A 26,857-nucleotide genomic window follows, 5' to 3' on the forward strand; every position below is an offset into this window, starting at 1 on the left:
TTCTCCTGATCGCCTGTGGCAGATCAAAAATCCTGGTTGGCTGTACCGGCGTCATCGCGAGCAAGCGCGCTCCTACAGGGATTGCGCACTACCTGTAGGAGTGAGCTTGCTCGCGATGAGGTCCATCCAGACGCCGCCGCTACACCGGTGAAACCGTCAACTCATGGGCCACACCCTCGGCCTCGGGCGCTGCCTGTTTCAACTTGCGCATCTGCTCGCACCCCCACAACACCCGCTCCGGCGTTGCAGGCGCGTCGATCTTAGGCTGATGCCTGTAATCACCCAGGCTCGCGACTGCATCCTTGATCGCGCACCAGGCCGCGATGCCCAGCATGAATGGCGGCTCGCCCACGGCCTTGGAATGGAACACCGTGTCTTCCGGGTTCTTGCGGTTTTCCACCAGCTTGACTCGCAGGTCGGCAGGCATGTCCGCCACCGCCGGAATCTTGTAGCCGGCCGGGCCGTTGGTCATCAGCTTGCCCTTGGCGTTCCAAACCAGCTCCTCGGTGGTCAGCCAGCCCATGCCCTGAATGTAGCCGCCCTCGACCTGGCCGATGTCGATGGCTGGGTTCAGCGAGGCACCGACGTCATGCAGGATGTCGGTGCGCAGCATCTTGTACTCGCCGGTCAGGGTGTCGACGATCACCTCGGTGCAGGCTGCGCCGAAGGCGAAGTAGTAGAACGGCCGCCCGCGGGCCTGGCTACGGTCGTAGTAGATTTTCGGGGTCTTGTAGTAGCCGGTGCTCGACAGCGACACCTGACCCATCCACGCCTGTTGCGCCAGGGTGTCGAAGCTGATGACCTGCTCGCCGACGCGCACATGGCCATTGCGGAATTCGACCTGGGATTCTTCGCACTTGTAGTGCCTGGCCGCGAACTCCACCAGGCGCTGCTTGATGGTTTCTGCCGCGTTCTGCGCCGCCTTGCCGTTCAGGTCCGCACCACTTGAAGCAGCGGTGGGCGAAGTGTTCGGCACCTTGTCGGTGTTGGTGGCGGTGATCTGCACTCGGCTGAAATCCACCTGGAACACCTCGGCCACCACCTGCGCGACCTTGGTGTTCAGGCCCTGGCCCATCTCGGTGCCACCGTGGTTGAGGTGGATGCTGCCGTCGGTGTAGATGTGGATCAGGGCGCCGGCCTGGTTGAGGAAGCTTGCGGTAAAGGAGATGCCGAATTTCACCGGCGTCAGCGCAAGACCCTTCTTGAGGATCGGGCTGTTGGCGTTGTAGGCCATGATCGCCTTGCGCCGCTCCGCGTACTGGCTGCTTTCCTCAAGCTCGGCGGTCATTTCTTCGAGCATGTTGTGCTCGACGGTCTGATAGTAGTGCGTGACGTTGCGCTCGGTCTTGCCGTAGTAGTTGGCCTTGCGCACCGCCAGCGGGTCCTTGCCCAGATGCCGGGCGATGGCGTCCATCACTTCCTCGATGGCCACCATGCCTTGCGGGCCGCCGAAGCCGCGGTAGGCGGTGTTCGACGCGGTGTTGGTCTTGCAGCGATGGCCGTTGATGGTGGCATCGCCCAGGTAGTACGAGTTGTCGGCGTGGAACATGGCGCGGTCGACGATGGAGGCAGACAGGTCCGGCGAGCAACCGCAGTTACCGGCCAGCTCCAACTGGATGCCCTGCAGGCGCCCGTCGTTGTCGAAGCCCACGTCGTACTCGACGTAGAAGGGGTGGCGCTTGCCGGTCATCATCATGTCTTCGACGCGGGGCAGGCGCATCTTGGTCGGCTGGCCGGTCAGGCGCGCAACCACCGCGCACAGGCACGCAGGGCTTGCGGCCTGGGTTTCCTTGCCGCCGAAACCGCCGCCCATGCGACGCATGTCCACCACCACCTTGTTCATCGAAACGTCCAGCACTTCGCTGACCAGCTTCTGCACTTCGGTGGGGTTCTGCGTGGAGCAGTAGACGATCATGCCGCCGTCTTCGGTGGGCATCACCGAGGAAATCTGGGTTTCCAGGTAGAAGTGTTCCTGGCCGCCGATGTGCAGCGTGCCCTGGATGCGGTTGGGCGCCGAGTCCAGCGCCGTGGCCGAATCACCGCGTTTATGGGTGTGGCTTTCGAGCACGTAATGCTTGTCGCGATAGGCCTGGACCACATCGAGAACGGGCTCGAGGTCCTCGTACTCGATAATCGCCGCCATGGCTGCCTTGCGCGCGGTTTCCAGGTCGCGAGCGGCAACGGCGATCACCGGCTGGCCGACGAATTCGACTTTGTCGATGGCCAGCAGCGGGTCGCCCGGCAGCAGCGGGCCGATGTCTTTCAGGCCTGGAATGTCTTCGTGGGTGATGGCGATGCGCACGCCTTCGAAATCGTAGCAAGGCGAGACATCGACCTTGACGATGCGCGCGTGGGCACGGTCCGACATGCGCGCATACACATGCAGCTGATTGGGGAATTCGAGGCGGTCATCGATGTAGATCGCTTCACCCGAGACGTGCTTGTCGGCGCTGTCATGCTTGACGCTGCGACCAACGCCGGAGGTGAGGTCCTGCTGGAACAGGGCGACCAGTTCTTCCTGGGTCTTTTGCGGGGCGTGATTAGACATATGCAGTCACCCGAGTCTCGATGTGTGGCGTTTGCAGCTCGATGAAGTATTTGCGCAACAGGTTCTGCGCGCTCAGCAGGCGGTATTCCTTGGTGGCGCGGAAGTCCGACAGCGGCGTGAAGTCCTTCTCCAGCGCGGCGCAGGCGCGTTCAATGGTGGCCGACGTCCAGGGCTGGCCGATGAGGGCCTGCTCGCAGTTGGCCGCGCGTTTCGGGATTGCCGCCATGCCGCCGAAGGCTGCACGGGCATCGACGATGGCGCCGTTTTCCACCTGCACGCGGAATGCAGCGCAGACTGCCGAGATGTCGTCGTCCAGGCGCTTGGAGACCTTGTAGGCGCGGAAGGCCTGTTTGGCGTTGGCCTTGGGCACGATGATCTTCTCGATGAACTCGCTTTCCTCACGGGCAGTGACGCGGTAATCGATGAAGTAATCCTCCAGCGCCAGGGTTCGCGACTTGCTGCCTTTGCGCAGGACGATCTTGGCCCCCAGCGCGATCAGCAGGGGAGGCGAGTCGCCAATCGGTGAGGCGTTGCCGATGTTGCCGCCCAGCGTGCCCTGATTGCGGATCTGCAGTGATGCAAAACGGTGCAGCAGCTCGCCGAAATCCGGGTATTGGTGGGCCAGGGCTTCGTAACAGTCGGTGAGCGCGGTGGCGGCGCCGATCTCGATGCGGTCGTCGAACGCCTCGATCTTCTTCATCTCGGCCACGTTGCCGACGTAAATCATCACCGGCAACGGCCGGTGGAACTGGGTGACTTCCAGCGCCAGGTCAGTGCCGCCCGCCAGCAACCGGGCTTGCGGATAGGAATCGTAGAGGTCGGCGAGGTCGGCCACGGTCAGCGGCACCAGGCAGCGTTTGTCGCCGCAGTTCAGCTCGGCGGTTTCCTTGGGGGCGATGGCTTTCAGGCGGGCGATAGTCTGGGCCTGGCGGGTGTCGAACTGATCCGGCTGGGGCTGGCTGCAGCACTGCTCGGCGGCGGCCAGGATCGGGCGGTAGCCGGTGCAGCGGCACAGGTTGCCGGCCAGCGCCTCGTGGGCCTGGGCGTGCTTGATCTTGCTGGAATCGGCTTCGCTGGTGTTCTTCTGCAGGGCAAACAGCGACATCACGAAGCCCGGGGTGCAAAAGCCGCACTGCGAGCCGTGGCACTCGACCATGGCCTTCTGCACGCTGTGCAGTTGCCCCTGGTGCTTGAGGTCTTCGACGCTGATCAGTTGCTTGCCATGCAACGAGGCGACGAACGTAAGGCAGGAGTTGAGGCTGCGATAGCTCAAGTGATCCTGGCCGTCGGCGTCGGTGCTCAGTTCGCCCACCACCACAGTGCAGGCGCCGCAGTCGCCGCTGGCGCAGCCTTCCTTGGTGCCGGATTTATGCAGGTGCTCACGCAGGTAGTTGAGCACCGTCATGTTCGGGTCAAGAGCATGCTCGGTCTTGAGCTCTTGGTTCAGTAAGAACTGGATCACGGGTCGCGCCTCGTCTTCTTGTAATAGATAGCTGTCTTAAAGGTGTAGCGGAAATTGTTCATCGAACCTGTCGATGAATCTATCAGTTCTGACTATTGGGTCAATTAAAATCTGACCTAGAGGTCAAGAAAATCACATTTCCGGTGACTAGCCGATTAACGGCAGCAAGGTCTTGCAATAAAACCGTGGGACGACGCTCAAAGAATTGCTTATTTCATGCCAGTTTCCATGCATATGGCCCTGCGCCACAGGTATCCAGTGCGATACACTGCGCCGCTTGTGTGCAGCCATGGTTTTAAAGGAAAGAAATGACGTTCAAGGCACCGGACAGCCTCGCTGAGCAGATCGCTCACCACCTCGCCGAACGGATCATTCGCGGCGAGCTCAAGCCCGGGGAGCGGATTCAGGAGCAGAAGGTCACCCAAGCGCTGAATGTCAGCCGTGGCTCTGTGCGCGAAGCATTGCTGATCCTGGAACGCCGTCACCTGATCGTGATCCTGCCGCGCCGTGGTGCCCAGGTGTCCGTGCTCACCCCGCACAACATCGAAAGCCTGTGCGCGCTGATGAGCGAGATGTACATCTTGCTCGGCCTTGCGGTGGCCAAACGCTGGGCCGAAGAACTGGACCTTGCGCCGTTCCAGCAGATCCAGCAGCGGCTGATCGCCAGTTGCGAGCGCGGCGACGTGAAGAGCTTCGTCGAGGACAGCTTCAACGTGATGCGCGCTGCGTATCCGTTCGCCAACAATCCGTACCTGGAAGAAACCGTCGAGAACCTGCAGCCGTCCATGAGCCGCTTCTACTACCTGGCGCTGGATCAGCGTCAGGCCGAGATGAGCGAATACCTGACACTGTTCGGCCAGTTGCTGGAAGCGGTGGTTGCGCGGGATCTGCCGCGCATCCGCGACGTGCTCACCGCCTACGCCGAGCGCAGTTGCCAGTCGATCCTGTCTGCATTGGCGGCCAGCTGATCCATGCGGCTTAAATGCATCAGGCTGGCGGGGTTCAAGTCGTTCGTCGACCCGACGACAGTGAACTTCCCCAGCAACATGGCGGCCGTGGTCGGCCCCAATGGATGCGGCAAATCCAACATCATCGACGCGGTGCGCTGGGTCATGGGCGAAAGCTCGGCCAAGAACCTGCGCGGCGAGTCGATGACCGATGTCATCTTCAACGGCTCCACCAGTCGCAAGCCGGTGAGCCAGGCCAGCATCGAGCTGGTGTTCGACAACTCCGACAGCACGCTGGTGGGCGAATACGCCGCCTATGCGGAAATTTCCATTCGCCGCAAGGTCACCCGCGACAGCCAGAACACCTATTACCTGAACGGCACCAAATGCCGGCGTCGCGACATCACCGACATCTTCCTCGGCACGGGCCTGGGGCCACGCAGCTACTCGATCATCGAGCAGGGCATGATCTCCAAGCTGATCGAAGCCAAGCCCGAGGATCTGCGCAACTTCATCGAAGAGGCCGCGGGCATCTCCAAGTACAAGGAGCGCCGGCGTGAAACCGAGAACCGCATTCGTCGCACCCACGAGAACCTCGCGCGTCTGACCGACCTGCGCGAAGAGCTCGAGCGTCAACTGGAGCGCCTGCACCGCCAGGCCCAGGCCGCCGAGAAGTATCAGGAATACAAGGCCGAAGAGCGTCAGCTCAAGGCGCAGTTGTCGGCGTTGCGCTGGCAGGCCCTGAACGAGCAGGTGGCCCAGCGCGAAGCGGTGATCGGTAACCAGGAAGTCGGCTTCGAAGCGCTGGTCGCCGATCAGCGCAGCGCCGATGCCGCCATCGAGCGCCTGCGTGACGGGCACCATGATCTGTCCGAGCGCTTCAACGTGGTGCAGGGGCGCTTCTATTCGGTGGGCGGTGACATCGCTCGTAACGAACAGAGCATCCAGCACGGCCAGCAACGCCTGCGCCAATTGCAGGACGACCTGCGCGAAGCCGAGCGTGCGCGCCAGGAGACCGAATCCCATCTGGGCCATGACCGCACGCTGCTCGCGACCCTCGGTGAAGAGCTTGAAATGCTCGAGCCCGAGCAGGAAATGACCCTGGCCGCCGCCGAGGAATCCGCCGCCGCGCTGGAAGAGGCCGAGGTGGCCATGCACGGCTGGCAGGAAAAATGGGACGCTTTCAACCTGTCGTCCGCCGAGCCGCGGCGTCAGGCCGAGGTCCAGCAATCGCGCATCCAGCAGCTGGAAACCAGCCTGGAGCGACTGGCCGAGCGGCAGCGTCGGTTGGGTGAAGAGCGCCAGTTGCTCGCCGCCGATCCCGAAGACGCGGCGATTCTCGACCTCAGCGAAGACCTCGCCGCCCGGGAGATGGCCTTCGAAGAGCTGACCGCCGAGGAAGAGCAACTGGTCGAGCGCCTTGAGCAACTGCGTCTCGAACTGCAACAGGCCACCCAATCCCAGCAGCAGGCCCAAGGCGATCTGCAGCGCCTCAATGGCCGCCTCGCCTCGCTGGAAGCCTTGCAACAGGCTGCGCTCGATCCGGGGACCGGCACCGCCGAGTGGCTGCGCGATCACCAGTTGAGCGAGCGTCCGCGCCTGGCCGAAGGCTTGCGCGTTGAAGCCGGTTGGGAGCTGGCGGTGGAGACCGTGCTCGGCGCGGACTTGCACGCCGTGCTGGTCGATGACTTCTCGGGGCTGGATCTGGCCGGTTTCAGCCAGGGCGACTTGCGTCTGGTCAGCTCCGCCAGCGACATGACGCGCATTGCCGGCAGCCTGCTGGACAAGGTCGACAGCCAGGTCGATCTGAGCAGCTGGCTGGGGCAGGTCAAACCTGTCGAAACACTCGAAGACGCCTTGTCGATGCGCGCGCAGTTGAGCGTCGGGCAGAGCCTGATCAGCCGCGATGGCTATTGGGTCGGCCGTGATTTTCTGCGGGTGCGCCGCGCCAGTGAAGCCGAAAGCGGCGTACTGGCCCGAGGCCAGGAATTGCAGCGTCTGGAAGCCGAACGCGAAGAGCGCGAAGCGACCCTCGCCGCGCTCGAAGAGCAACTGCTCAGCCTGCGTGAACAGCAGCGCACCCAGGAGGAGAGCCGCGAACAGCTTCGCAGGCGCCTGCAGGAAGAAGCCCGTCAGCAGAGTGAGTTGAAGGCGCAACTGTCGGCCGCCAAGGCCAAGGTCGAGCAATTGACCCTGCGTCGCACCCGGCTGGACGAAGAACTGACCGAACTCGGCGAGCAGCGCGCTTTGGAGCAGGAGAGCCTGGGCGAATCGCGCCTGCAATTGCAGGACGCCCTGGACAGCATGGCGCTGGACACCGAGCAGCGCGAACTGCTGCTGGCCCAGCGTGACAGCCTGCGCGAGCGCCTGGACCGGGTGCGCCAGGAAGCCCGCCAGCACAAGGACCACGGCAACCACCTGGCCGTGCGCCTGAGCTCCTTGCGAGCGCAACACGATTCCACCCGCCAGGCGCTGGAGCGTCTGGAGATGCAGTCCGAACGCCTGACCGAAAAGCGCGAGCAGTTGAGCCTCGGGTTGGAGGAGGGCGCAGCACCGCTTGAAGAGCTGCGCATGAAGCTTGAAGAGCTGCTGGAAAAGCGCATGGCCGTCGACGACGAAATGCGCACCGCCAAGAATGCCCTCGAAGACGCCGACCGTGAACTGCGCGATGCCGAGAAGCGTCGTACCCAGGCCGAGCAGCAATCGCAACTGCTGCGTGGGCAACTGGAACAGCAGCGTCTGGAATGGCAATCGCTCACTGTCAGACGCAAGACGTTGCAGGAGCAATTGCACGAAGACGGCTACGATCTAAATGGTGTGCTGGCGACATTGACCCCCGAGGCCAACGAAAAGGACGCCGAGGAAGAACTGGGGCGCATCGACGGGCGAATCCAGCGTCTGGGCGCGATCAACCTTGCAGCCATCGACGAGTACCAGCAGCAGTCCGAGCGCAAACGCTATCTGGACGCTCAGGATGCCGACCTCGTTGAAGCGCTGGATACCCTGGAAAACGTCATTCGCAAGATCGACAAGGAAACGCGAAATCGCTTCAAAGAGACCTTCGATCAGATAAACAGCGGAATTCAGGCACTTTTTCCAAAAGTTTTCGGTGGTGGCAGCGCTTATCTGGAACTGACGGGCGAAGATTTACTCGATACAGGGGTGACGATCATGGCGCGTCCTCCGGGCAAGAAGAACAGCACGATCCATTTGCTGTCCGGCGGCGAGAAAGCCCTGACCGCACTGGCACTGGTTTTTGCCATTTTCAAACTCAACCCGGCGCCGTTCTGCATGCTCGACGAAGTCGATGCACCACTGGACGACGCCAACGTGGGCCGCTATGCCCGACTGGTCAAGGAGATGTCGCAGACCGTGCAGTTCATCTACATCACGCACAACAAGATCGCCATGGAAATGGCCGACCAGTTGATGGGTGTCACCATGCATGAGCCGGGGTGTTCGCGCCTTGTGGCGGTGGACGTAGAGGAGGCGATGGCGCTGGTGGATGCGTAGCTGCTGGCCAGGCGGCCAGACGAATAGACAGGGAAAAGTGGCGTTCTGATAGCGCGGCACAGGATTAACCGTCGCAGCCGTACAGATGCTCGCGACATGCCAGATGTAACTGACGGTGTAAAGTTACCTTTGGTCGTGCTAGTTTAATGTCCACTTTTTCATTTTTGCGTGGGTAAAAGGCCATTCAGAACATAGAGTTGGCTCCACGTTTTAAAGGGGTTTACGCCCTTAATTTTCAGAATTTTCAATAGAGGCACGGGATTACATGGAAATCGGTCTGCGAGAGTGGCTGATCGTCATCGGCATTATTGTCATTGCCGGTATTCTTTTCGACGGCTGGCGCCGGATGCGCGGCGGCAAGGGCAAGTTGAAATTCCGGCTGGACCGCAGCTTCTCCAACCTGCCGGACGACGAAGAAGGCTCGTCCGCCGAGGTACTGGGCCCTGCACGTGTCCTGGACAACCAGAAAGAACCGCAGCTCGACGAGCACGACCTGCCAACCATGAGCGCTGCCCGCGAGCGGCCGGAACGTGCCGAGCGCCCCGAGCGCGAATCCAAACGCGGCAAGCGCAAGGACGAGCCGCAGCAGGGCGACCTGAATCTGGACCTGGACGGCCCGAGCCTGTTCAGCGCCCGCGAAGACGACTTCCCGGACGACAAGCCTGCCCAGCGCATCACCGAGGACAAGGACCTGGCGCCGGTCGAGGAAGTGCTGGTCATCAGCGTGATTTCCCGCGACGAAAGCGGCTTCAAGGGCCCTGCCTTGTTGCAGAACATTCTGGAAAGCGGCCTGCGTTTCGGCGAGATGGACATTTTCCATCGCCACGAAAGCATGGCGGGCAATGGCGAAGTGCTGTTCTCCATGGCCAATGCGGTCAAGCCGGGCGTATTCGATCTGGACGACATCGACCACTTCAGCACCCGCGCCGTGAGCTTCTTCCTCGGCCTGCCAGGCCCGCGTCATCCGAAACAGGCTTTCGACGTGATGGTGGCCGCAGCCCGCAAACTGGCTCACGAATTGAACGGCGAGTTGAAAGATGATCAGCGCAGCGTCATGACTGCGCAGACCATCGAACACTACCGCCAGCGCATCGTCGAATTCGAACGCCGCGCGCTGACTCAGCGTCGTTGATCCCCGTAGATCGTGGGCCTGATTGAACTGTGGGAGCGAGCTTGCTCGCGAAGGCGTTGGTTCTGACACCGCAGCGTCTGAACCATTCGCGAGCAAGCTCGCTCCCACAGGTACACCGCCCTGATCCTATGAATTGAGCAGCCCCGGCTGCTCTTTTGCTTTTCGAGAACACCCATATGAACGCCGAACAACGAATTCTGGAACTGCGCGCAGAGCTGGATCTGCACAACTACCGCTATCACGTGCTCGACGAGCCGAGCATTCCGGATGCTGAGTACGACCGCCTGTTCCATGAACTCAAGGCGCTGGAAGCGGAAAACCCGCATCTGGTGACCCCGGATTCGCCGACCCAGCGCGTCGGCAGTGCGGCGCTGTCGGCGTTCACCCAGGTGCGCCACGAGATCCCCATGCTGAGCCTGGGCAACGCCTTCGAAGAAATCGACCTGCGTGAATTCGACCGCCGCGTGACCGAAGGCCTGGACCTGCCGGTGGGTGATCTGTTCGGCGCAGGCGCCAAGGTGCAGTACAGCTGCGAACCCAAGCTCGATGGCCTGGCCGTGAGCCTGCTGTACCAGAACGGCGCCCTTGTGCGCGGCGCAACCCGTGGCGACGGCACCACCGGCGAAGACATCAGCGTCAACGTGCGCACCGTTCGCAATATCCCGCTCAAACTCCATGGCGAAGGCTGGCCAGAGACGCTGGAAGTGCGCGGCGAAGTGTTCATGTCCAAGGCCGGTTTCGAGCGACTGAACGAGACCCAGCTGGAAGTCGGCGGCAAGACCTTCGCCAACCCGCGCAACGCCGCCGCTGGCAGCCTGCGCCAGTTGGATTCGAAAATCACCGCCAACCGCCCGCTGGAATTCTGCTGCTACGGCATCGGCCAGGTGTCCCATGACATCGCCGACACCCACATCGGCAACCTCGAGAAGCTGAAAACCTGGGGCATGCCCATCAGCCGCGAGCTGAAAGTGGCCGACGGCATCGAAGACTGCCTCAAGTATTACCAGGACATCGGCGAGCGGCGTCTGTCGCTGCCCTATGAAATCGACGGCGTGGTGTTCAAGGTCAACAGCATTGCCTCCCAGCGCGAACTGGGTTTCCGCGCCCGCGAGCCGCGTTGGGCCATCGCCCACAAATTCCCGGCCATGGAAGAGCTGACCGAACTGCTCGACGTCGAATTCCAGGTCGGGCGCACTGGCGCCGTGACCCCGGTGGCGCGGCTCAAGCCGGTCAAGGTCGCGGGCGTGACCGTGGCCAACGCCACGCTGCACAACATGGACGAAGTGGCGCGCCTGGGCCTGATGATCGGCGACACCGTCATCATCCGCCGCGCCGGCGACGTGATCCCGCAGGTGGTGCAGGTGGTCATGGAGCGCCGTCCGGAGAACGCACGCCAGGTCGAGATCCCGCAGACCTGCCCGGTGTGTGGTTCGCAGGTCGAGCGCACGCAATTGATCAAGCGCAGCAAGGGCAAGGAAACCGTCAGCGAAGGCGCGGTATATCGCTGTGTCGGTCGTCTGGCCTGTGGCGCGCAGCTCAAGCAGGCGATCATCCATTACGTATCGCGTCGCGCCATGGACATCGAAGGCCTGGGCGACAAGACCATCGAGCAACTGGTGGACGAGAAGCTCATCGGCTCGCCCGCCGATCTGTACAAGCTTCAGTACGAACAGATCATCGATCTGGAGGGCTTTGCCGACATCTCCAGCAAAAAGCTGCTCAAGGCCATCGAAGACAGCAAGCAGCCGACTCTGGCGCGGTTCATCTATGCGCTGGGCATTCCCGATGTGGGCGAGGAAACGGCCAAGGTGCTGGCGCGCTCCCTCGGGTCGCTGGACAAGGTCAAGGTCGCGCTGCCCCAGGTGCTGACCTACCTGCCGGACATCGGCCTGGAAGTCGCCCACGAGATTCACAGCTTCTTTGAGGACGATCACAACAAGGACGTCATCGGCGCGCTGCTGGGCGAGTGCAAGATGCAGTTGCAGGACGTGGGTGAACTGGGCGCCGAATTCGCCGCCAGCGCGACCCTTGGCGGCATGCTCGACAAACTCAACATCCCGTCGGTAGGGCCGGGCGGGGCGCAAAAGCTGGCAGACAAGTTCGGCACGCTGGAAGGCGTGGTCAAGGCCGACTGGCTGGACATGCGCCAGACCTTGCCTGAAAAGCAGGCGCAGTCTGTGAGAACCTTCTTCGACAACGCTGAGAACGCTGACCTTGCCCTGAAGATCGAGCAGCAGCTCAAAGACTTCGGCATGCACTGGCACAGCGAGAAAAAAGCCGTCGAAGGCCTGCCGCTCACCGGCCAGACCTGGGTCCTGACCGGCTCGCTTGAGCTGATGAGCCGCGACGTTGCCAAGGAAAAGCTCGAAAGCCTGGGTGCCAAGGTATCCGGCTCCGTGTCGGCCAAGACCCACACCGTCGTCGCCGGCCCTGGCGCCGGGTCCAAACTGACCAAGGCCAACGAACTGGGCTTGAAGGTGCTGGACGAAGAAGCGTTCGTGGCGTTCCTGAAGAAGCACAACGTCGCAATTGATTGATTCCAACCAACCGCGATGGCCCACGCGCATCGCGGGTGCAACACCCGCCCCGTAGCAGCCGGGCTTGCCCGCGGGGCGATCTCAAGTCCGTCCCATTCCTTGAAACCGTCCCCGCCGGCAAGCCGTGCTGCTACGATGGCATCCGGTGTTCACGCGGTAGGTGCCACCGCGCAGAACCTGTGCTCCACAAAAATCCACGGAACCCCCGCAACCCCCGACGATCTAGTGCTTGCGGCCACATCGGGAGATCGCCATGTTCCAGTTCTTCGAACAACTCAGCACACGCATCGCGGCGCGGTTCGCCCCGGAAACCCGGCGCAACGGCAAAGTCTGGCAATGCCGCTGCGGCCAGTCGGTGTTCCTGCGCAACAGCCAGTGCCTGGCCTGCCAGGCGGCGCTGGGTTATCTGCCCCAGCAGGGCAAAATCGCCGCACTGGAACCCGGACCCGATCTCAACACTTGGCGCCTGAGCGAAGAGCCGCAGGCCGGTCTGTACCGCCGCTGCGCCAACCTCGACACGCCCGCCGCCTGCAACTGGCTGTTTCCAGCCCACGATGCAGGAGAATTCTGCATCGCCTGTAGCCTCAACAAAACCATCCCCGACCTGTCCGTGCCGGAAAACCCCGAACGCTGGCGCAAGATCGAGATCGCCAAACGCCGGCTGGTCGCGCAACTCGTCACCCTGGGCTTGCCGGTCGTCCCCAAGACCGTCGATGAACAACGCGGACTGGCCTTCGAGTTTCTCGGCGTCGACCTGGAAGGCAATCTGCCCACCACCGGACACGCCAACGGCCTGATCACCCTCAACGTGGAAGAAGCCGACGACGCCATCCGTGAGAAGGTTCGCGTGCAGATGCACGAACCCTATCGCACGCTGCTCGGACATTTCCGCCATGAGGTCGGACACTACTACTGGGATCGTCTGATCGCGGGCACCTACTGGCAGGACGGTTTCCGCAACCTGTTCGGAGACGACCGCGCCAGCTACGCCGAAGCGCTGGATCATCACTATCAGAACGGCGCCCCCGCCGACTGGCAACAGCACCACGTCAGCGCCTACGCCACCATGCATCCATGGGAAGACTGGGCCGAAACCTGGGCCCATTACCTGCACATGACCGACGCCGTCGACACTGCCTTAAGCCTGGGCATGAGCGCCCACGACATGGACCTGGATTACCAGCCCTTCGACCTGCACACCCTCTACGACCCGCAGCATCCCGGCGGGCCTGCCTTCCTCGCCTTCGTCAATGCCTGGATCGAACTGGCAGGCATGCTCAACGAGCTTTCCCGCGCCATGGGCCAGCCGGATTTCTATCCCTTCGTGTTGTCACCTGAAGTCATTACCAAGCTGCATTTCATCCATCTGGTCATTCAGGATGCGGGCGGCAAGGCAAACGAAGTGGTGCAGATCCAGTGACCCATCCAAACGAGTGAAGTGCATGTTTTGCTGCAACTTCCACCCCTTGCGCCAGTCGTCGCCGCCGGTCTGCGAACGCCTGCACGGTTGCGAATCTGGTGCTAACTTGGGGCTCACAATATCGTTTTGATACTACTGGCATAAAGCTGTTGCACAGGGATTCGCATATGGCCAATAGCGCTCCAATTCCACTGAACGAGGCTTCGCGTCTTTCTCGCATTTCCCACATGGGGCTCCTGGATTCAGCAGCGGACGACGTGCTGGATCACATCGTCGAGATGGTTGCTCACTATTTCGAGGCGCCGGTGGCGCTGGTGTCCATCATCAGCGAACACCGCCAGTGGTTTCGCGCCGGCACCGGGCTGGATGAGCGCGAGACCCCACGGGAAATTTCCTTCTGCGCCTACTCCATTCTCTCGCACGACATCTTCCAGGTGCCTGACGCGCTGCACGACAAACGCTTCAAGGACAACCCCATGGTGGCGGGGGAGCCCTACATCCGTTTCTACGCAGGTGTACCGCTGGTGACCGCCGATGGCCTGGCCCTTGGCACCCTGTGCATCATCGACAGCAAGCCGCGTGCGCCGCTGGAAGGGCGTGACATGAGCATGCTGGAGATGTACGGCCAACTGGTGATGAAACGCCTGAACAACCTGCGCAACAGCAACTACGTCGACCAGCCCACCGGCCTGTTCAATCGCCTGCGTCTGGAAGAAGACATCATGGCGCTGGCCGACCGGGACAACTACGCGCTGGTGGCGCTGGACATGGTCGATCCGCTGTTTCTGGACAGCATCGTCCGCGCGCTGGGCTACAGCTTTTCCCAGGAACTGGTCAAATGCATGATCGACAGCTGCCGCGAGCAACTGCCGCCCGACACCGCGCTGTATAAGGTCAGCCCCACCCGCATCGCGCTGCTCACCCGGCACGCGGCGCCAGAGCAGGCCGAGCAGCTGTTTCGCAAACTCATCAAGCATTTCCAGCGCCCGCTGGTGTGCCGCAACATCCCGATTCAGATGGACGTGGGTATCGGCGTGCTGCCCCTGGGCCTGGGCAAGCACGACGAGCGTGACTGGATTCGACTGGTAGTCAGCGCCGCCGACGAAGCGCGGGGCAAAGCCACCGGCTGGCGCTGGTATGAACCGCATCTGGATTTCGCCCAGCAGCGCGCATTTTTGCTGCTGGCCTCCCTGGCCGACGCCGTCCGCAGCCCCGACCAACTGTCACTGGCCTTCCAGCCGCGCCTTGAAGTCAGTACCGGCCGTGTGGTCACCGTCGAGGCGCTGCTGCGCTGGCAGCACCCCGTGCTAGGCCCGATCAGTCCGGCAGAATTCATCCCCCTGGCGGAAAAGACCGCGCTGATCCGCTCCCTCAGCCTCTGGGTGCTGCGCCATGCCGTGCAACAGGCTCGAACCTGGCAGCAGCAGGGCTATGCGTTCAAGGTGGCGATGAACGTCTCGGCCATTGACCTGGCCAACTCGCAATTCAGCGACGCACTGTTCGAACAACTCGCCATCAGCGGCCTGGATCCGGGTCGCTTCGAGCTTGAATTCACCGAAAGCGCCCTGTGCGCCAACCCCGAAATCACCCGCCAGCAACTCGAACGCCTGCGCGCCCTGAACATCGACATCGCCATCGACGACTTCGGCACCGGCTACAGCAACTGGACCTACCTGCGCCAACTGCCGGCCACCACCGTCAAACTCGACAAGTCCCTGGTGGAAAACCTCGACGCCAACGAAAAGGATCGCCGCCTGGTCGAAGCCATCGTCGACCTGGCGCGACGCCTGGGCTACCGCGTCGTGGCAGAAGGGGCGGAAACCGAAGACGTCTACGAAATCCTCTGCCAGCTCGGCTGCCACGAAGTGCAGGGCTACCTCATCGCCCGGCCCATGCCCCCGGGCGCCCTGGAACACTGGATGAACGGCGAACGCACCGCCAAGGTTCGCGAACTGCGAGCGCTGGGCCACTGAGCATCGGCACGCCGGGAAGAAGGGTGCGCACAAGTGCTTGAGCGCTATCGGATTTTTTATCTGAAACCAGAGGTTGTAACTTCCCGCCAGACCGGTACAATGGCCCCCGCTCGCCGGGCAAGCCGGCAGCATGCGTTATGGTGACCCCATCGGTCCCCCCGCAACGATTACCCGTGAACCTGGTCAGAGCCGGAAGGCAGCAGCCACAGCGGGAACATTGTGTGCCGGGGTGTGGCTGGTGGGGGCACCACCCACCTCAAAATCCTTGATTTTACAAGGATTTCTCGCTCAAAAATCTCGAAGTGTGACAGCGTTTAGGTACACCTGAGTGGTGCACTGTGACGACGATCCTACCGTGTCTGTTTTCATCCGCCAATGGTGCGTCTCTACGGCCTATCGACAAGCTCAATTGCATAAGATATCCAAACCTTTTGATGTGGTGTCATCCCGTTAGTCGCACCCAGACGAAAGCGGTGATTTTCTACCAATCCTTTGGCTCGTGTCGGAACTCTCCGTGGTGCCCTACACATCAAAAATTCTGCAATCCCTAGGTTAATGCTAGGCGCCTATGGTCGTCCTAGGCAGAGCCTTAGGCGGGCGTTTAGCGATACAGACATAAAGGCTCATTGCCATTGAACACCCCCCTGAGCTATGGTCCGGAAACCAAAGGGAGGGGAATACATGGAATTGGATCGGCTGAAGCTTGCGTATCGAAACAGTAATACCAACATTTGGTTGGTTAGGGCTACTGGAGGCAAGTTTTTAGAGCATTTCAGACAGGAAGGTGTAGTTGCAATAGGGCACTTGGATGATATCTATGATCATAGGGATACCGCCGACTCTAAGATTCCCAGTTTTGATGAATTGCAATCGATGTTGCTTCGTAAGTCGGAGTACACAACAGTTGTTGAGGGGACGAAAAGAACAGCGAAGAAGTTGAATGGGAAAGGCACGAGAAAACTTCGCCAGATCACGAGTTTCAATGAGCGCATAAAGAGAGGCGATATCATAGTCTCCACTGACGGTGATGCATTAGTCATTGGGGTATGCGATGGGCCAGCATTTTTTGAGTCGGAGCCAGTCGTCATTGAAATCCCTGAGAATGCTGATCCGGGATATCGGCCTCCCAAAATGTTTCACCGGCTTCGACGCGAGGTCGTTTGGGGGCCCAGAATTCAACGATATAACTTGCCCGGGGCAATAAAGAAAACTTTGCAAGGTCAGCAAACTATTATTGACCTGCAAAAACACTGGGATAAGTTCTATCATTTGATCTACCCTTTTTTTGTTGACGAAAACTATCTTTATATCTCGAACAAGATTACTGGCTCGGGTGCGGTCAATAATCTTGCAATCGGCGGCCTCCTTCAAAATATCTCCCTCATGCAGCTTTTTGCAAGAGAGATTGAAGAGACAGGGAGTATTGATCTTGACTCAATTGCTCGCCTGCTAAATTTTGAGTTGGGATTGAGTGAGCTTTCAGCAACAACGAAAGCTGAGTTTATGTCTCCGGGAGACCTGTGGAACCGAATTCCATTAGAAGGGTTTGCAGACAAGGCTCAAGGTGCAATTCTTTGTATGGCCCTGACTCTCATCTTGGCTGGTTACGCGAAGGCAGATGAGTTTAGTACGGTCCCTGCCGCCCCGGTTTTGCAGGTGGAATCGGTCTCCCCTAACGAAATGGTTCGTGACATATTCCGATCCCCGAAAAAGAAAGCTAGTAAGGAACAAAAAGCAGTACGTTCAGTTGAGCAGAATTCGGAAGATTTGGATGAGGCTAGTAAAAAACGGCATGCCAAAAAGATTAAAAGCTCGCTGGCTTTGAACTTGCCGACTGTTGATACTCGCTCACTAGAAAACTTCGAGTTTGGGATTCCAGCAGTCAAGGTCTTCGAGGGGCGATAGTGTGATAATAAAGCTGCTGGAGACGATAAGTGCAACTTTCATGCTGACAGCGGCGGCTTACGCAGCCGGTGTTGTTCAGAGTAAAGAACTTTATCGTGAGCTAGGTGTTGAACCTGAGATTATTTCCATCGATCTCCAAAAAGCGCTCTATGATGGCGGACTATTGGTGTTTTCAGAGTTGGCTCACGATTTTTTTAAGATCGTGCCTTACTTTGTTTTAGTACTTGTGGTATGTGCTATTGCCTGTTTCTTCGTGGTGATAAGGTCGTGGGTGATTAGTCATGCTTCTGCGATCATGCACTGTTTGTCTGTGTTTGGCTATGTTGTGTTGCTGTGGCTGATTTACGACGTGACAGTTAGCTCGTTCGCTCAAGGGAGAGATCTGGGGGCAAAACTCGCGGAACACTTGAAGAGCGAGTGCACCGTGACTACCGTGAAGTATGAGGGTGGGAAATCAAAGGGGTTGTGCGCAATCGGTCGAACGGCAGATCTGCTATGGTTTTACGACCCTAAGTCACGCAATGCTATATCTTTTGGCAAAGACAAAATTATTCAGGTGGTCGGTGGCGAGTAGATGGTGTTTGGTTGAATATCAGCTCTCGTTGCCGCTCGCCTTACAAGAAGATTCCTATGAGGGGGGAGCGTTGGTTGGGGTTAAAAAATAATGGCGTTTGAGCCAGAGTTATCAAGTGGCGAGCAGCAGCGTCAGCAGGATCGCTCCAAAGGGAACCAAAAATAAGATGATGGCCTACGCACGGACTACCTTCTTTGGCCGCTTACAAGGCTGTTAGAGAGGCGATCAGGAGCGAGTGTTGCGGCTTGTATTGAGTTGTAATGGCGTTGCTCGTTGGTGCTGTCAGACGCTTGGTGATACAGCGTTGTGACTGCCTAAACTGAGGACATGAAAAAGCCCGCGACAGGGCGGGCTGTGTGTTCGTGCTGACGTTGTTGGCCGTTGTGGCTGCTGTGTCACTTCGGACACTGGTGTGCATGACGGTGTGAGCTGAAACCTTTACAGGACGTGGCCTGTGGAGGTGTTAGACTTCAATCTTCATTCCGGTATACGCCTACCTAAGGGGGCCGGGGCGAATCTTTCGGGCGTCAGGCTTTATTCCAATGACGCTTGACTGTGGCAATGCCAATACCGAGTTCGGCTGCTGCTTGTGCCTGTGTCATGTCTTCGGCCTTCAGCCTCTGCACTGATGCTGTCGTGTCGGTTGCTTCTGGGCGTCCTAGTTTCTTACCTTCAGCCTTGGCACGGGTCAGGCCCTGTTGAGTACGCTCGATCAGCAAATCACGTTCAAATTCAGCGACAGCCCCTAACACTTGCATGGTCATCTTACCCGCTGCACTGGTGAGATCTACGCCACCTAGGGCGAGGCAGTGAACACGGATGCCACCTTCTGCGAGGCGCTCAACAGTCTGACGCACGTCCATGGCATTACGGCCCAAGCGGTCAAGCTTGGTAACGATCAGTACATCCCCAGACTCCATACGATCCATAAGCTTCTGAAAGCCGGGGCGTTCGCTGGCGGCGATGCTGCCTGAAATGGTTTCCTCGACTACGCGGCTCGATTGCACGTCGAAGCCAGCAGCTTTAACTTCCTGCACTTGGTTGGAGGTGAATTGCCCAGCAGTGGAAACACGGCAGTACAGGAAAGTGCGTGACATGGCGAAGGCTCCGTATCGTTTAACGTGGTATCAGTGTACCAAGGTATCAATAATGTGCGAAGCCTATTTTTATGATGCGGAATACCGCCTGTCTGGAAGGTATCGTTTAACGGTCGTTTTATGATGCTGCATCAGACAACAGCATGCGTCATGGCTTAAGGCTATAGTTAAGCCGCCACGATGGGATGGCATTAACGAAGGATTGAAGATGGCACTCTATAAGAATGGAAACGCCTTGACCCACAGTGAGGATGCGGCATTCGACCAAACCCATACTCCGGGTACCTCGGCTCCATATGCAGGTATCTACAAGTGCACTGGTTGTGGGGATGAAATCGCTATAGCAGGAGGGCACACCCTTCCACCACAGAACCATCGTCAACATTCAGTTGGGGCTAGGATCTTGTGGCAACTATTGGTTCATCCGGTGCAACAGAGCTAGTCAGATTTGAGATAGGAGTCTTTGGCCGTCCATGACCAGATTGGACGGCCTCTATTTCGTGAACATCCTTCGTCAGAGATCGTAGGGCTGATGTAGGCGGCTGCTCCGCCACAACAATGCTTGCTGCTTGAGGGTTTGTGAACAACCGGGTCTGGAGTGGCTTGGTGCGAGATGGGGAACTAGCTCTTCAAAGATCGCGGAGCAGGTCAGATAGTGTCATTCCCAAGCCGTCCGCGAGCACCTTGGCTGCTTCAAGGCTAGGGTTGGCGGCGCCCGTTTCGATACGCGACATGTAGGTACGCATGAATCCGCATTTGTCCGCGAAAGCTTCTTGGCTGATGCCCTGCTGTTTGCGAAGGTCGCGGATTCTTTGACCGAAAGCTGTTCTGAGTGTCTGGTTTGTCTGCATCCGTGGATGATGGTGGGATGCTGTCTAATCGTGAACACACCAGATGGTGACACACCAATCGTTACATTTTGATCGTGTGCTGGCATTATGGCCTCTTTGATACTGAGCCATTTGGGATCGCACGATGAAGACTGTTGCCCGTATGCTTTGCCTGTTGCCGCTGATTGCCTCTGCCGCGATGGCTGAAACCTACCCCAAGAAGACCTTGGTTGCTGGTTCGATGGTTTGTTACAAGGCAGGGGACTGGACCAAGATGGTGGAAGCGTCGCTTGATCAGGACGAAGATGAGGCCGAACGCTTGATCAGTTCAGGCAAGTGCCGAACGATCTCTACTGCCACCAAAGTCAACTTCATTGAAGGGCCAAGGGATGGCGACAAATCTGCATTGATCCAGCTCCCCAGCGGCAAAACGGCCATGACAGCCAATGGCTGGTTGCGTTGATGGCTACACCAGAAAGGTGCTGAGCCATGCACACCAACCTGTAATCGAACAAGGACGAATCATGAACGACCGGCTGTACTATCTCACCAGTCAGAAGAAATCCACCAATCACATTCTGCACCTGCTGCTTTGCATTCCGACTTGCGGACTGTGGTTGTTAGTATGGGGTATGACCATGCGTGCGAATGACTGGCACAATCGCAAGATTGACAAACAGATCAAACAAATTTTGCAGCGCCAGCGATAGGCGTTAGCCCTCGGGAGGAGGGCTGAGGTTCTTTCCTCGTCCAACCACCTTGGGTTGGCTGTAGTCGTAAGTTCGCCTTGCTGGGCGTCTACTACTGACCTACGGTCGACTTTTGCACCACTGAAGTTTCACTCTGTACGTGAGTACAGATGATTACCCAAATCAACACAAACACCTACACACCAAACCAGATGAGCTTGCCGCTCTGGATTGTATGGTGCAGAGAGGATCAACGGAGTTGAGAGGATGGCTCCGTGTCGCAACGACACAGGTTGATACACCTATCACTTTTTTGGGGAATTGATTGTCATCAATGGTATTCCCCAATAACACTTCAGCTGATTGAGCTACGACCTCCGGTCGAGGTGTATCAAGCTTAGACCTGTCGGTCTGAGAGTTGCCTTCATAGTGCGAATGCTTCACTTCTCATATCCGAGCGTAATTAAATCACGCCAGTCCTTGCAGCAGCCCAGCATTGTCTTGGCGGTACGAGTCAGCAAAATCCACTTCAAACTGTATCTGCTGGAGTACCGTGGGATTGCGTTCGAGGTATACCGCCATTCCGGCGATGGCGAAGCGAGCACACTGGCAGATCCTCCGTGCTTGTTGGTCGCTCATCGTGCGTAAACCCTCGAGACGAATCACGGTCTTTACAATCTCAGTGCTGATCTCATCAAGCATGCAAGCCCGCAGAACATGGGAGGGGCTGGCATTCATTTTCCCATTGCTGTCTTTGCCTACCGTCATGCAGGCGCCATAAACGTAATCATCAATCCAGCCGAGGCGTTCAGCATGGGCCACCTTGAAGTGGCGAGCGTACGGATTTGGCGTTACCTTGGGCTTTGGCCCACGTTTACTGCGTTGTGCATCGAGGTCAACAACGCCTACCGGCAGAGGCTCTGATTCCGTCTCGGTGATGTTCGGGCGTGGAGCAGGATCAAGCTCGTAGCTCAGGTGAGCCGTTCGTGTCATGCCAACCTGAGGTAGTTCGTATTCGTACGGAGTCGGGACAAGATCGTTAGTGGTGTAGCTGCCCAATACTTCGCCAGTCGCTTTGTCGACGACGAAGCTGTCAACGTTAGTGGTGCGGACCTTCGTCAGTTTTTGGCGAATGTCGCTCGCGGGTGTAGCGGTGGGAATTACTTTATTGCGGGCGAGTGTATTCATTGTGGTTCTCCTTTATCAGTTCATTACATAGGCAGTTCCTCTCGGGTTGTGCCGGTTTGGTTTGGTAAATCACAGGCGTGAAAAAGCCTCCTTGCAAGGCACCGATTCGGTGGTCGCGACGGAGGCTTCTAAATGTCTGTCTACCTGCTGGGTAGGCGGCGGATTATACACGATTTCGATGATCGGTCAAGATCAGCTATTGACTTTTGCGACGGTCCGTTTTCAAAAAAAACTGTTTTCCAAAGCGGAGAACGCGCATCGCTTAATCCAGACCACCCGTTCGCCCCGTAAACACTAGGTTTGGCGTGCAAGTTGAACCGGTGGCACTGGTTGGGAGCGAGTGTTTAATCGAGGTTTCCTGAAGGTTATTCGGGGTTATTGAAGGTGCCCTAGCGCCTCGACCATAGCCTTCAATGGCGTCCTACTACCGTAGATACCAAAGGTCACGGAGCTGTCTTCATGGCCCACCATCCGCTTGATAAGTGAGTCCTGCACGCCAGCATCACGCAGGTCATCGATGAAGGTGTGACGGAAGCTGTGGAACGTTTTGCGTGGGTCGGTGATGCCTAGTTTCACTTTATAGCGGCCAAACCACTTCGATGGTGCATGACCAAGCTTTCCTCTCACGGCCTCCAGTTCGGGGAACAGATGATCAGCCCCAGCTCTTCTTGCCGACTCAGCGAACTGCAACAATCCCAGCTCAATCAATGAAGGATGTAGGGGAAGCACTCGGCGGCTGCTGGCGTTTTTAAGGTTCTGGCCTTCACGGCTGTCATCAATGCGGATGCACTGGATGCCCTGATGTTCTATGAGATCATCGACACGCAACTGGCACAGCTCTTCCAGTCGTGCCCCGGTGACTCGCCCAAGGAGAGGCAGCCAATAGCGCCACGGATGCTTCCGGGCTTCTTTTCGAAGGGCATCATGGTTCAGCAGAGTTACAAGGTCGTGGCGATCAAAGGATAGTCGTGCATCCTTCGCTGATCCCGTCATTACCTTCATACCCGCCAATGGGTTGTCAGAAGTATACCCGTTCGCCTTGCACCAATTCATGAAGGAGGTGAGCTTGCGCAGACGGTTGTTCACTGTGACCGCAGTGATGGTCTTGTAGGTGCTTCCCGACTCAACCACCTGTTTCAGCGTCTTTCCCTTGAACTCTGGGCGTAAGCCGAAGTACTGCGGGCATAAGCTTAGCCGCTCCTTTAGTAGACGAGCTTGATGCACATCGAAGGCTTTGGCGGGCATGTCACCCATAAGCTCAAGCAAGTGAGATAACGCCCGCTCGACTTCCTCTGTGCTGACTTGTCGCCATGTGCCTCCGCGTTTTCCTTCTTCTACATACAGCTTGGAAAGCGCCGCGAGGGTGGGGCTGTCGCTATGCCGTTTAGCTGTAATCGGTGTGGCAGTCTTTGGAGCGGTTTGGAGGGAGGGCGTGGGTGCTGAGTCCCGCCACTGTGAACACAGTGTACGAAGCGTCTGTAGGTCTGTTAGAGGGTGTTCGCTGAGGTGGTGATGTAGCCGCTGAACCAGTGAGGTGGCAAAAAACAAGGCGCTCTGACGATGCCGAATGTTCAAGCTCAAACGCAAAGTGTTACATCTCGGAAAGAGGTGCTTTGGCAGCTTGAGATTCAGGTAGTAGAGCGCCCCGCGCTTGATTATGTAGGCCATGGGTGTGACACCAAAGTGTGACAGCAAAGTGTGACAATGCTGGCTACACCCCGGAGTTTTGACCGCCCGTGCTGAGTGTTCGCACGGCAAAGATGTTTCACCCTGACCAGCCTGAAACCCTTGCCCCATAAGACCCGCAACGATTACCGAGCGTGCTTGCATGCCACATGGTCAGGCCCGGAAGGGAGCAGCCACAGCGGGAACATTGTGTGCCGGGGTGTGGCTGGTGGGGTTGCCTCCATTTCAAACCTTGCTTTTCTCGCAGGTTTCAATCAAATCCTTCTGTTCTCGCATTCAGGACTAACCGTCTTGAAGGTCTTCGCATGCCTCCAGCCCCTGTCCGCACAGAAGCCGGAGACACTCTCGCCATCACTCACCAACGCCCATCCCGACGATGATCCCACCCACGATCATGCCCCCGGCGCCATCCACCGTCGTAATACCCATGAGGCCGTGGCGGTTCAAACCGGCGGTACACGACCGGCGGCGGTGGCGCGTAGTACACGGGCTGGTAGCGCGGTACGTAACGCGGCGGCGGTGGCGGTGGGGCGTAGTAGCGCGCCGGGCGGTGATGGTGGTGGGAGTTGCTGGCCACCGTGGCCACGACTGCGCCGATGGCGGCGCCTGCGATGACGGGCACGATCACGTTGCGATCGCTTGCGTTGGCTGCGCCTGCAGCAATCAGGGTGCCGGTCAGGACAAGGGCTTGGGTCATCTTCGAAATCATGGTGTCTCCTTTGGCGAAAGGTTTGGAATCGCCATGGACGTATCAAACACCGGATTCGTGTAAAGGGAGGTCTAGGGTGGGTAAAGGCTGAGTAAAGCGTATCTGGATACAAAAGAGCCGCTGCAGAGGTCGATGACCCGTGCTGGCGGGGCTTTGGAGTGTGTCAAAGAATGTAAATACTCTTCGATGGCTGCCACGAGGAGTGCTGGGCCAAGGCGATTCAGCGCTCCTGATGCCGCCGCCTGGCCCGCTCCAGCCACTGCAAGATGTGCATCGGGTTGCCAATGGGGAACAGGTGCAGGCGCAGCGCTTGCAGTTCCGTTGGCTCCATCCGCTCGATCAGGGTATCGAGAAAGCGATCCGGCCCTTGTGGGCTCATCAACGAAGTCAATTGCCAGCCGTAGTGCTTGAGCAACTGCGCCGAGGTGCTGACGCGACACTGCCGGGCGAAATTCAGAATGCCGGCCATGGTGGCGGGTGCCGGAATGCCGATGCGGATCGGGGCATCGATCCCGGCGTCCCGGACCTGTCTGATCCAGTTCATCACTGCCTGGACGTCGAACGAAAGCTGGGTGGTGATTTCAAGCTTGAAACCTCGGCTGGCCAAGGCGTCAGTCTTGCGTTTGAGGTAATACCACAGCACTTCATCGGCGATCTTCGGATGGCCCTCGGGGTAGCCCGCGATGCCGACGCTTTGCAGCCCCAGCCCGTCCAGATAGCCGCCTTCGATCACTTGCAGCGAGTCGGTGAATGGCCCGGCGGAGGTTGCCGGATCGCCGCCCACCAGAAAGATAACGTCCACTCGCCCGACGTCGATGGACTGGATCAGATAGCTGCGCAACACCTCGGGCGATATCAGCCGGCGCGCCGAGATGATGGGCCTGGGCCGAAAGCCTGCGCCATGCAAGCCCGCGACCGCCGCAACCCGTTCGTCAAAGGACTCGTTGCCGATGAACGCGATGTTCACCGCCATGCCCGAAGGTGCCAGATTACCCAGGCCACTGAACGCCGCCGCGTCCCGGGCGGTGGTTTCAATCGAGGGGGCGTCGAACAGTGGAAGGCGGGGCGGGTTCATTGAGTAGCGGCTCGTGGCGGCGGGGAGGGACGATCCTCTCAGGCTAGACCGGCAGGGGCGGGCGATACAGTGGCAGAAACCGGTTTTGCAGCCGGATCAGTGTCGGACTCGCCGATTGCCATCACACCGTCGCATCCTCCCCCAACATCTTCGACACCACCGCGCCCACCGGATGACCCTCGCGAATCAACTCGGCGAAGTGGGTGAGCATTTCCGGGCCGGAGTCGTTCATCAGTGCTTCGTACAGCAGGCGCCGTACCGGTTCGGGATCGGGCGCTACCGCATCGGTTTCCTCGCTTAGCGGCTGCGCGGCGATAAGTTGCGCGAGCACCTGGCTGCCCGGAGTGTCTTCGTCGATTCCGAACAGTTCGTTGAAGAGCATGCCCAGGGTTCCGGATGGCTGCTGGTCGGGGCGTTTCCATTTGCTAATGACGGTTTTTTCCTTCTCGACCTTCTCAAGGGTGCGTCGGATCTTTCCGGGAATGGTCGCCGCCGCGCGTTCATCGGAGTAGTAGACGAGCTTGGCGAGGGCGGCGGCGTCCTTGATGTTTTTCCAGATCACGAACCAGATCTGCGAAATGCTGTGGGTTTCCAGGGCGCCACGCAGGCTGCTACGGATTTCCTTGAGTTGCCGGTCATCGAGTTCGTGGTCGAAGGCTTTGCACTGGTCCAGCAGATAGCGCATCGAGTCGGCCGTGGCGAAGTCGAGCCAGAGGCTGAACAGCGCGGCGCTGTCGCAGAACTCCCGGGTCAGCAGGATGCTTCTGGCTTCGTCGTCGAGCCCGAAGTGGATGTCCGGTGTCAGCGCGTAGGCGACGTAGTGGGTGCGTACCGTCAGCACATCGTCCTGCATGAAGTAGGTGCCCGGCGTCGCTCGGCGCGGGTCTTCGCGCAGCACTGCGGCGGCTCTGAGTTTGTCGATGAACAGGCGCAGGTCCATCGGCGCCAGCGCCTGGCAGTCGCTGACCGTAAAGGCTTCGGCGCCCAGGCGGGGGCTGATGGCGAAATCCAGGGCGACGGTCAGCAGGGCCAGGTCATCGCTCAGGTGCGCATAGTCGATGGGGTGCGATGGCAGTTGGTTGATGTAGGCCGCCAGGTGAGTCTCGAGCCTGGCGGCGGCTTCGGCTTTTTGCGCCTGTTCCCGTGCCGCCTGGAGCTTCTGGCAATCGCAACAAGGCCTGTAGGATTTTTGCGGATACTTCTTGGCGCAGGAGCGGCTTTTGACTTCCAGGCCTTCGTCGCAGTGGGGGCAGCGCAGGTTTTCGTCGTAGGCCGTGCACAGTTCACGAACGTGGGCGGCCAGCGCGCCGCTGTTGGTGATGTGGCGGAAGGGCACCAGATCGATCACCTTTTCCAGAAAATCGCCGCTTTCGCTCATCGCCCAGTAGCGGACGGCGAGTTGCATGGCCTCGGGGTCGGTGGTCAGGAATTCAAGCTTTACAGTCATGGGGCAGGGCCATCCGGTTTTCAGGGCGGTATGAAAAGCGTGGAGGGCCGGCGTTGTGCACCCATCCCGCGTTGAGCGATAGAAACAGGAAGTCACTATCAGGACTCATGATCGCCGGATGCAGG

19 protein-coding genes and 1 other RNA gene are annotated in these 26,857 nt (G+C 59.0%); 11 read left to right on the forward strand and 9 right to left on the reverse strand.

Annotation, left to right across the window (positions count from 1 at the left end; genetic code table 11):
- Window positions 1-139 precede the first annotated feature (139 nt).
- Both xdhB and xdhA read right to left on the reverse strand, forming a co-directional pair.
- A complete protein-coding gene (gene xdhB, locus NPS29_RS10555; protein ID WP_274132447.1) occupies window positions 140-2,548 on the reverse strand; it encodes a xanthine dehydrogenase molybdopterin binding subunit in 2,409 nt (802 codons plus the stop codon).
- Window positions 2,541-4,010, reverse strand: coding sequence for a xanthine dehydrogenase small subunit (gene xdhA, locus NPS29_RS10560; RefSeq protein ID WP_274132449.1), 1,470 nt, complete (start codon window positions 4,008-4,010; stop codon window positions 2,541-2,543). Before xdhA ends, xdhB begins: the two co-directional genes overlap by 8 nt.
- A 308-nt stretch (window positions 4,011-4,318) precedes the next feature.
- On the opposite strand from xdhA, the gene NPS29_RS10565 reads away from it, so the two are divergent.
- The 9 genes from NPS29_RS10565 (at window position 4,319) to NPS29_RS10605 (ending at window position 18,011) form a co-directional block, all read left to right on the forward strand.
- Window positions 4,319-4,978, forward strand: a complete 660-nt coding sequence (locus NPS29_RS10565) for a GntR family transcriptional regulator (RefSeq protein WP_274132451.1) — start codon at window positions 4,319-4,321, stop codon at window positions 4,976-4,978.
- Between the two features lie 3 nt (window positions 4,979-4,981).
- Window positions 4,982-8,470: a chromosome segregation protein SMC gene (gene smc / locus NPS29_RS10570; RefSeq protein ID WP_274132452.1), complete on the forward strand. Its 3,489-nt coding sequence runs from the start codon at window positions 4,982-4,984 to the stop codon at window positions 8,468-8,470.
- A gap of 265 nt (window positions 8,471-8,735) precedes the next feature.
- Window positions 8,736-9,602, forward strand: coding sequence for a cell division protein ZipA (zipA, locus tag NPS29_RS10575; protein ID WP_274132453.1), 867 nt, complete (start codon window positions 8,736-8,738; stop codon window positions 9,600-9,602).
- A gap of 176 nt (window positions 9,603-9,778) precedes the next feature.
- Window positions 9,779-12,139, forward strand: coding sequence for an NAD-dependent DNA ligase LigA (gene ligA / locus NPS29_RS10580; RefSeq protein ID WP_274132454.1), 2,361 nt, complete (start codon window positions 9,779-9,781; stop codon window positions 12,137-12,139).
- Window positions 12,140-12,392: 253 nt separating this feature from the next.
- On the forward strand, window positions 12,393-13,559 hold the full coding sequence (locus NPS29_RS10585) for a zinc-binding metallopeptidase family protein (RefSeq protein WP_274132455.1): 1,167 nt from the start codon (window positions 12,393-12,395) through the stop codon (window positions 13,557-13,559).
- A 167-nt stretch (window positions 13,560-13,726) separates the two neighbouring features.
- Window positions 13,727-15,532 (forward strand): sensor domain-containing phosphodiesterase, encoded by a 1,806-nt coding sequence (locus tag NPS29_RS10590; RefSeq protein WP_274132456.1) that lies wholly within the window; start codon window positions 13,727-13,729, stop codon window positions 15,530-15,532.
- Window positions 15,533-15,679: 147 nt separating this feature from the next.
- Window positions 15,680-15,776: signal recognition particle sRNA small type (gene ffs, locus NPS29_RS10595), an RNA gene on the forward strand.
- 437 nt (window positions 15,777-16,213) lie between these two features.
- Complete coding sequence (locus NPS29_RS10600; RefSeq protein ID WP_274132457.1) at window positions 16,214-17,437, forward strand: hypothetical protein; 1,224 nt, start codon at window positions 16,214-16,216, stop codon at window positions 17,435-17,437.
- A gap of 1 nt (window position 17,438) precedes the next feature.
- Window positions 17,439-18,011, forward strand: a complete 573-nt coding sequence (locus NPS29_RS10605) for a hypothetical protein (RefSeq protein WP_274132458.1) — start codon at window positions 17,439-17,441, stop codon at window positions 18,009-18,011.
- A gap of 527 nt (window positions 18,012-18,538) precedes the next feature.
- Here the strand turns inward: NPS29_RS10605 and NPS29_RS10610 are convergent.
- Together NPS29_RS10610 and NPS29_RS10615 are read right to left on the reverse strand one after the other, a co-directional pair.
- Window positions 18,539-19,108: a recombinase family protein gene (locus NPS29_RS10610; protein WP_274132459.1), complete on the reverse strand. Its 570-nt coding sequence runs from the start codon at window positions 19,106-19,108 to the stop codon at window positions 18,539-18,541.
- 629 nt (window positions 19,109-19,737) lie between these two features.
- Window positions 19,738-19,959: a helix-turn-helix domain-containing protein gene (locus NPS29_RS10615; RefSeq protein WP_274132460.1), complete on the reverse strand. Its 222-nt coding sequence runs from the start codon at window positions 19,957-19,959 to the stop codon at window positions 19,738-19,740.
- Between the two features lie 124 nt (window positions 19,960-20,083).
- On the opposite strand from NPS29_RS10615, the gene NPS29_RS10620 reads away from it, so the two are divergent.
- Together NPS29_RS10620 and NPS29_RS10625 are read left to right on the forward strand one after the other, a co-directional pair.
- A complete protein-coding gene (locus NPS29_RS10620) occupies window positions 20,084-20,401 on the forward strand; it encodes a hypothetical protein (protein ID WP_274132461.1) in 318 nt (105 codons plus the stop codon).
- Window positions 20,402-20,462: 61 nt separating this feature from the next.
- Window positions 20,463-20,648, forward strand: a complete 186-nt coding sequence (locus NPS29_RS10625; protein ID WP_274132462.1) for a hypothetical protein — start codon at window positions 20,463-20,465, stop codon at window positions 20,646-20,648.
- A gap of 447 nt (window positions 20,649-21,095) precedes the next feature.
- On the opposite strand, the gene NPS29_RS10630 is transcribed toward NPS29_RS10625, so the two are convergent.
- From NPS29_RS10630 to NPS29_RS10650, 5 genes are all read right to left on the reverse strand, one after another.
- On the reverse strand, window positions 21,096-21,815 hold the full coding sequence (locus NPS29_RS10630; RefSeq protein ID WP_274132464.1) for a hypothetical protein: 720 nt from the start codon (window positions 21,813-21,815) through the stop codon (window positions 21,096-21,098).
- A gap of 375 nt (window positions 21,816-22,190) precedes the next feature.
- Entirely contained in the window at window positions 22,191-23,483 is a 1,293-nt protein-coding gene (locus NPS29_RS10635) for a site-specific integrase (RefSeq protein WP_274132465.1), read from the reverse strand.
- A gap of 373 nt (window positions 23,484-23,856) precedes the next feature.
- On the reverse strand, window positions 23,857-24,210 hold the full coding sequence (locus NPS29_RS10640; RefSeq protein ID WP_274132466.1) for a hypothetical protein: 354 nt from the start codon (window positions 24,208-24,210) through the stop codon (window positions 23,857-23,859).
- A gap of 220 nt (window positions 24,211-24,430) precedes the next feature.
- On the reverse strand, window positions 24,431-25,285 hold the full coding sequence (locus tag NPS29_RS10645) for a methylenetetrahydrofolate reductase (protein WP_274132467.1): 855 nt from the start codon (window positions 25,283-25,285) through the stop codon (window positions 24,431-24,433).
- A 121-nt stretch (window positions 25,286-25,406) separates the two neighbouring features.
- Window positions 25,407-26,732, reverse strand: a complete 1,326-nt coding sequence (locus NPS29_RS10650; protein ID WP_274132468.1) for a hypothetical protein — start codon at window positions 26,730-26,732, stop codon at window positions 25,407-25,409.
- Window positions 26,733-26,857: the final 125 nt, after the last annotated feature.

The sequence above is a fragment of the Pseudomonas putida genome, assembly GCF_028682175.1.
Classification (GTDB): Bacteria; Pseudomonadota; Gammaproteobacteria; order Pseudomonadales; family Pseudomonadaceae; genus Aquipseudomonas; species Aquipseudomonas putida_AD.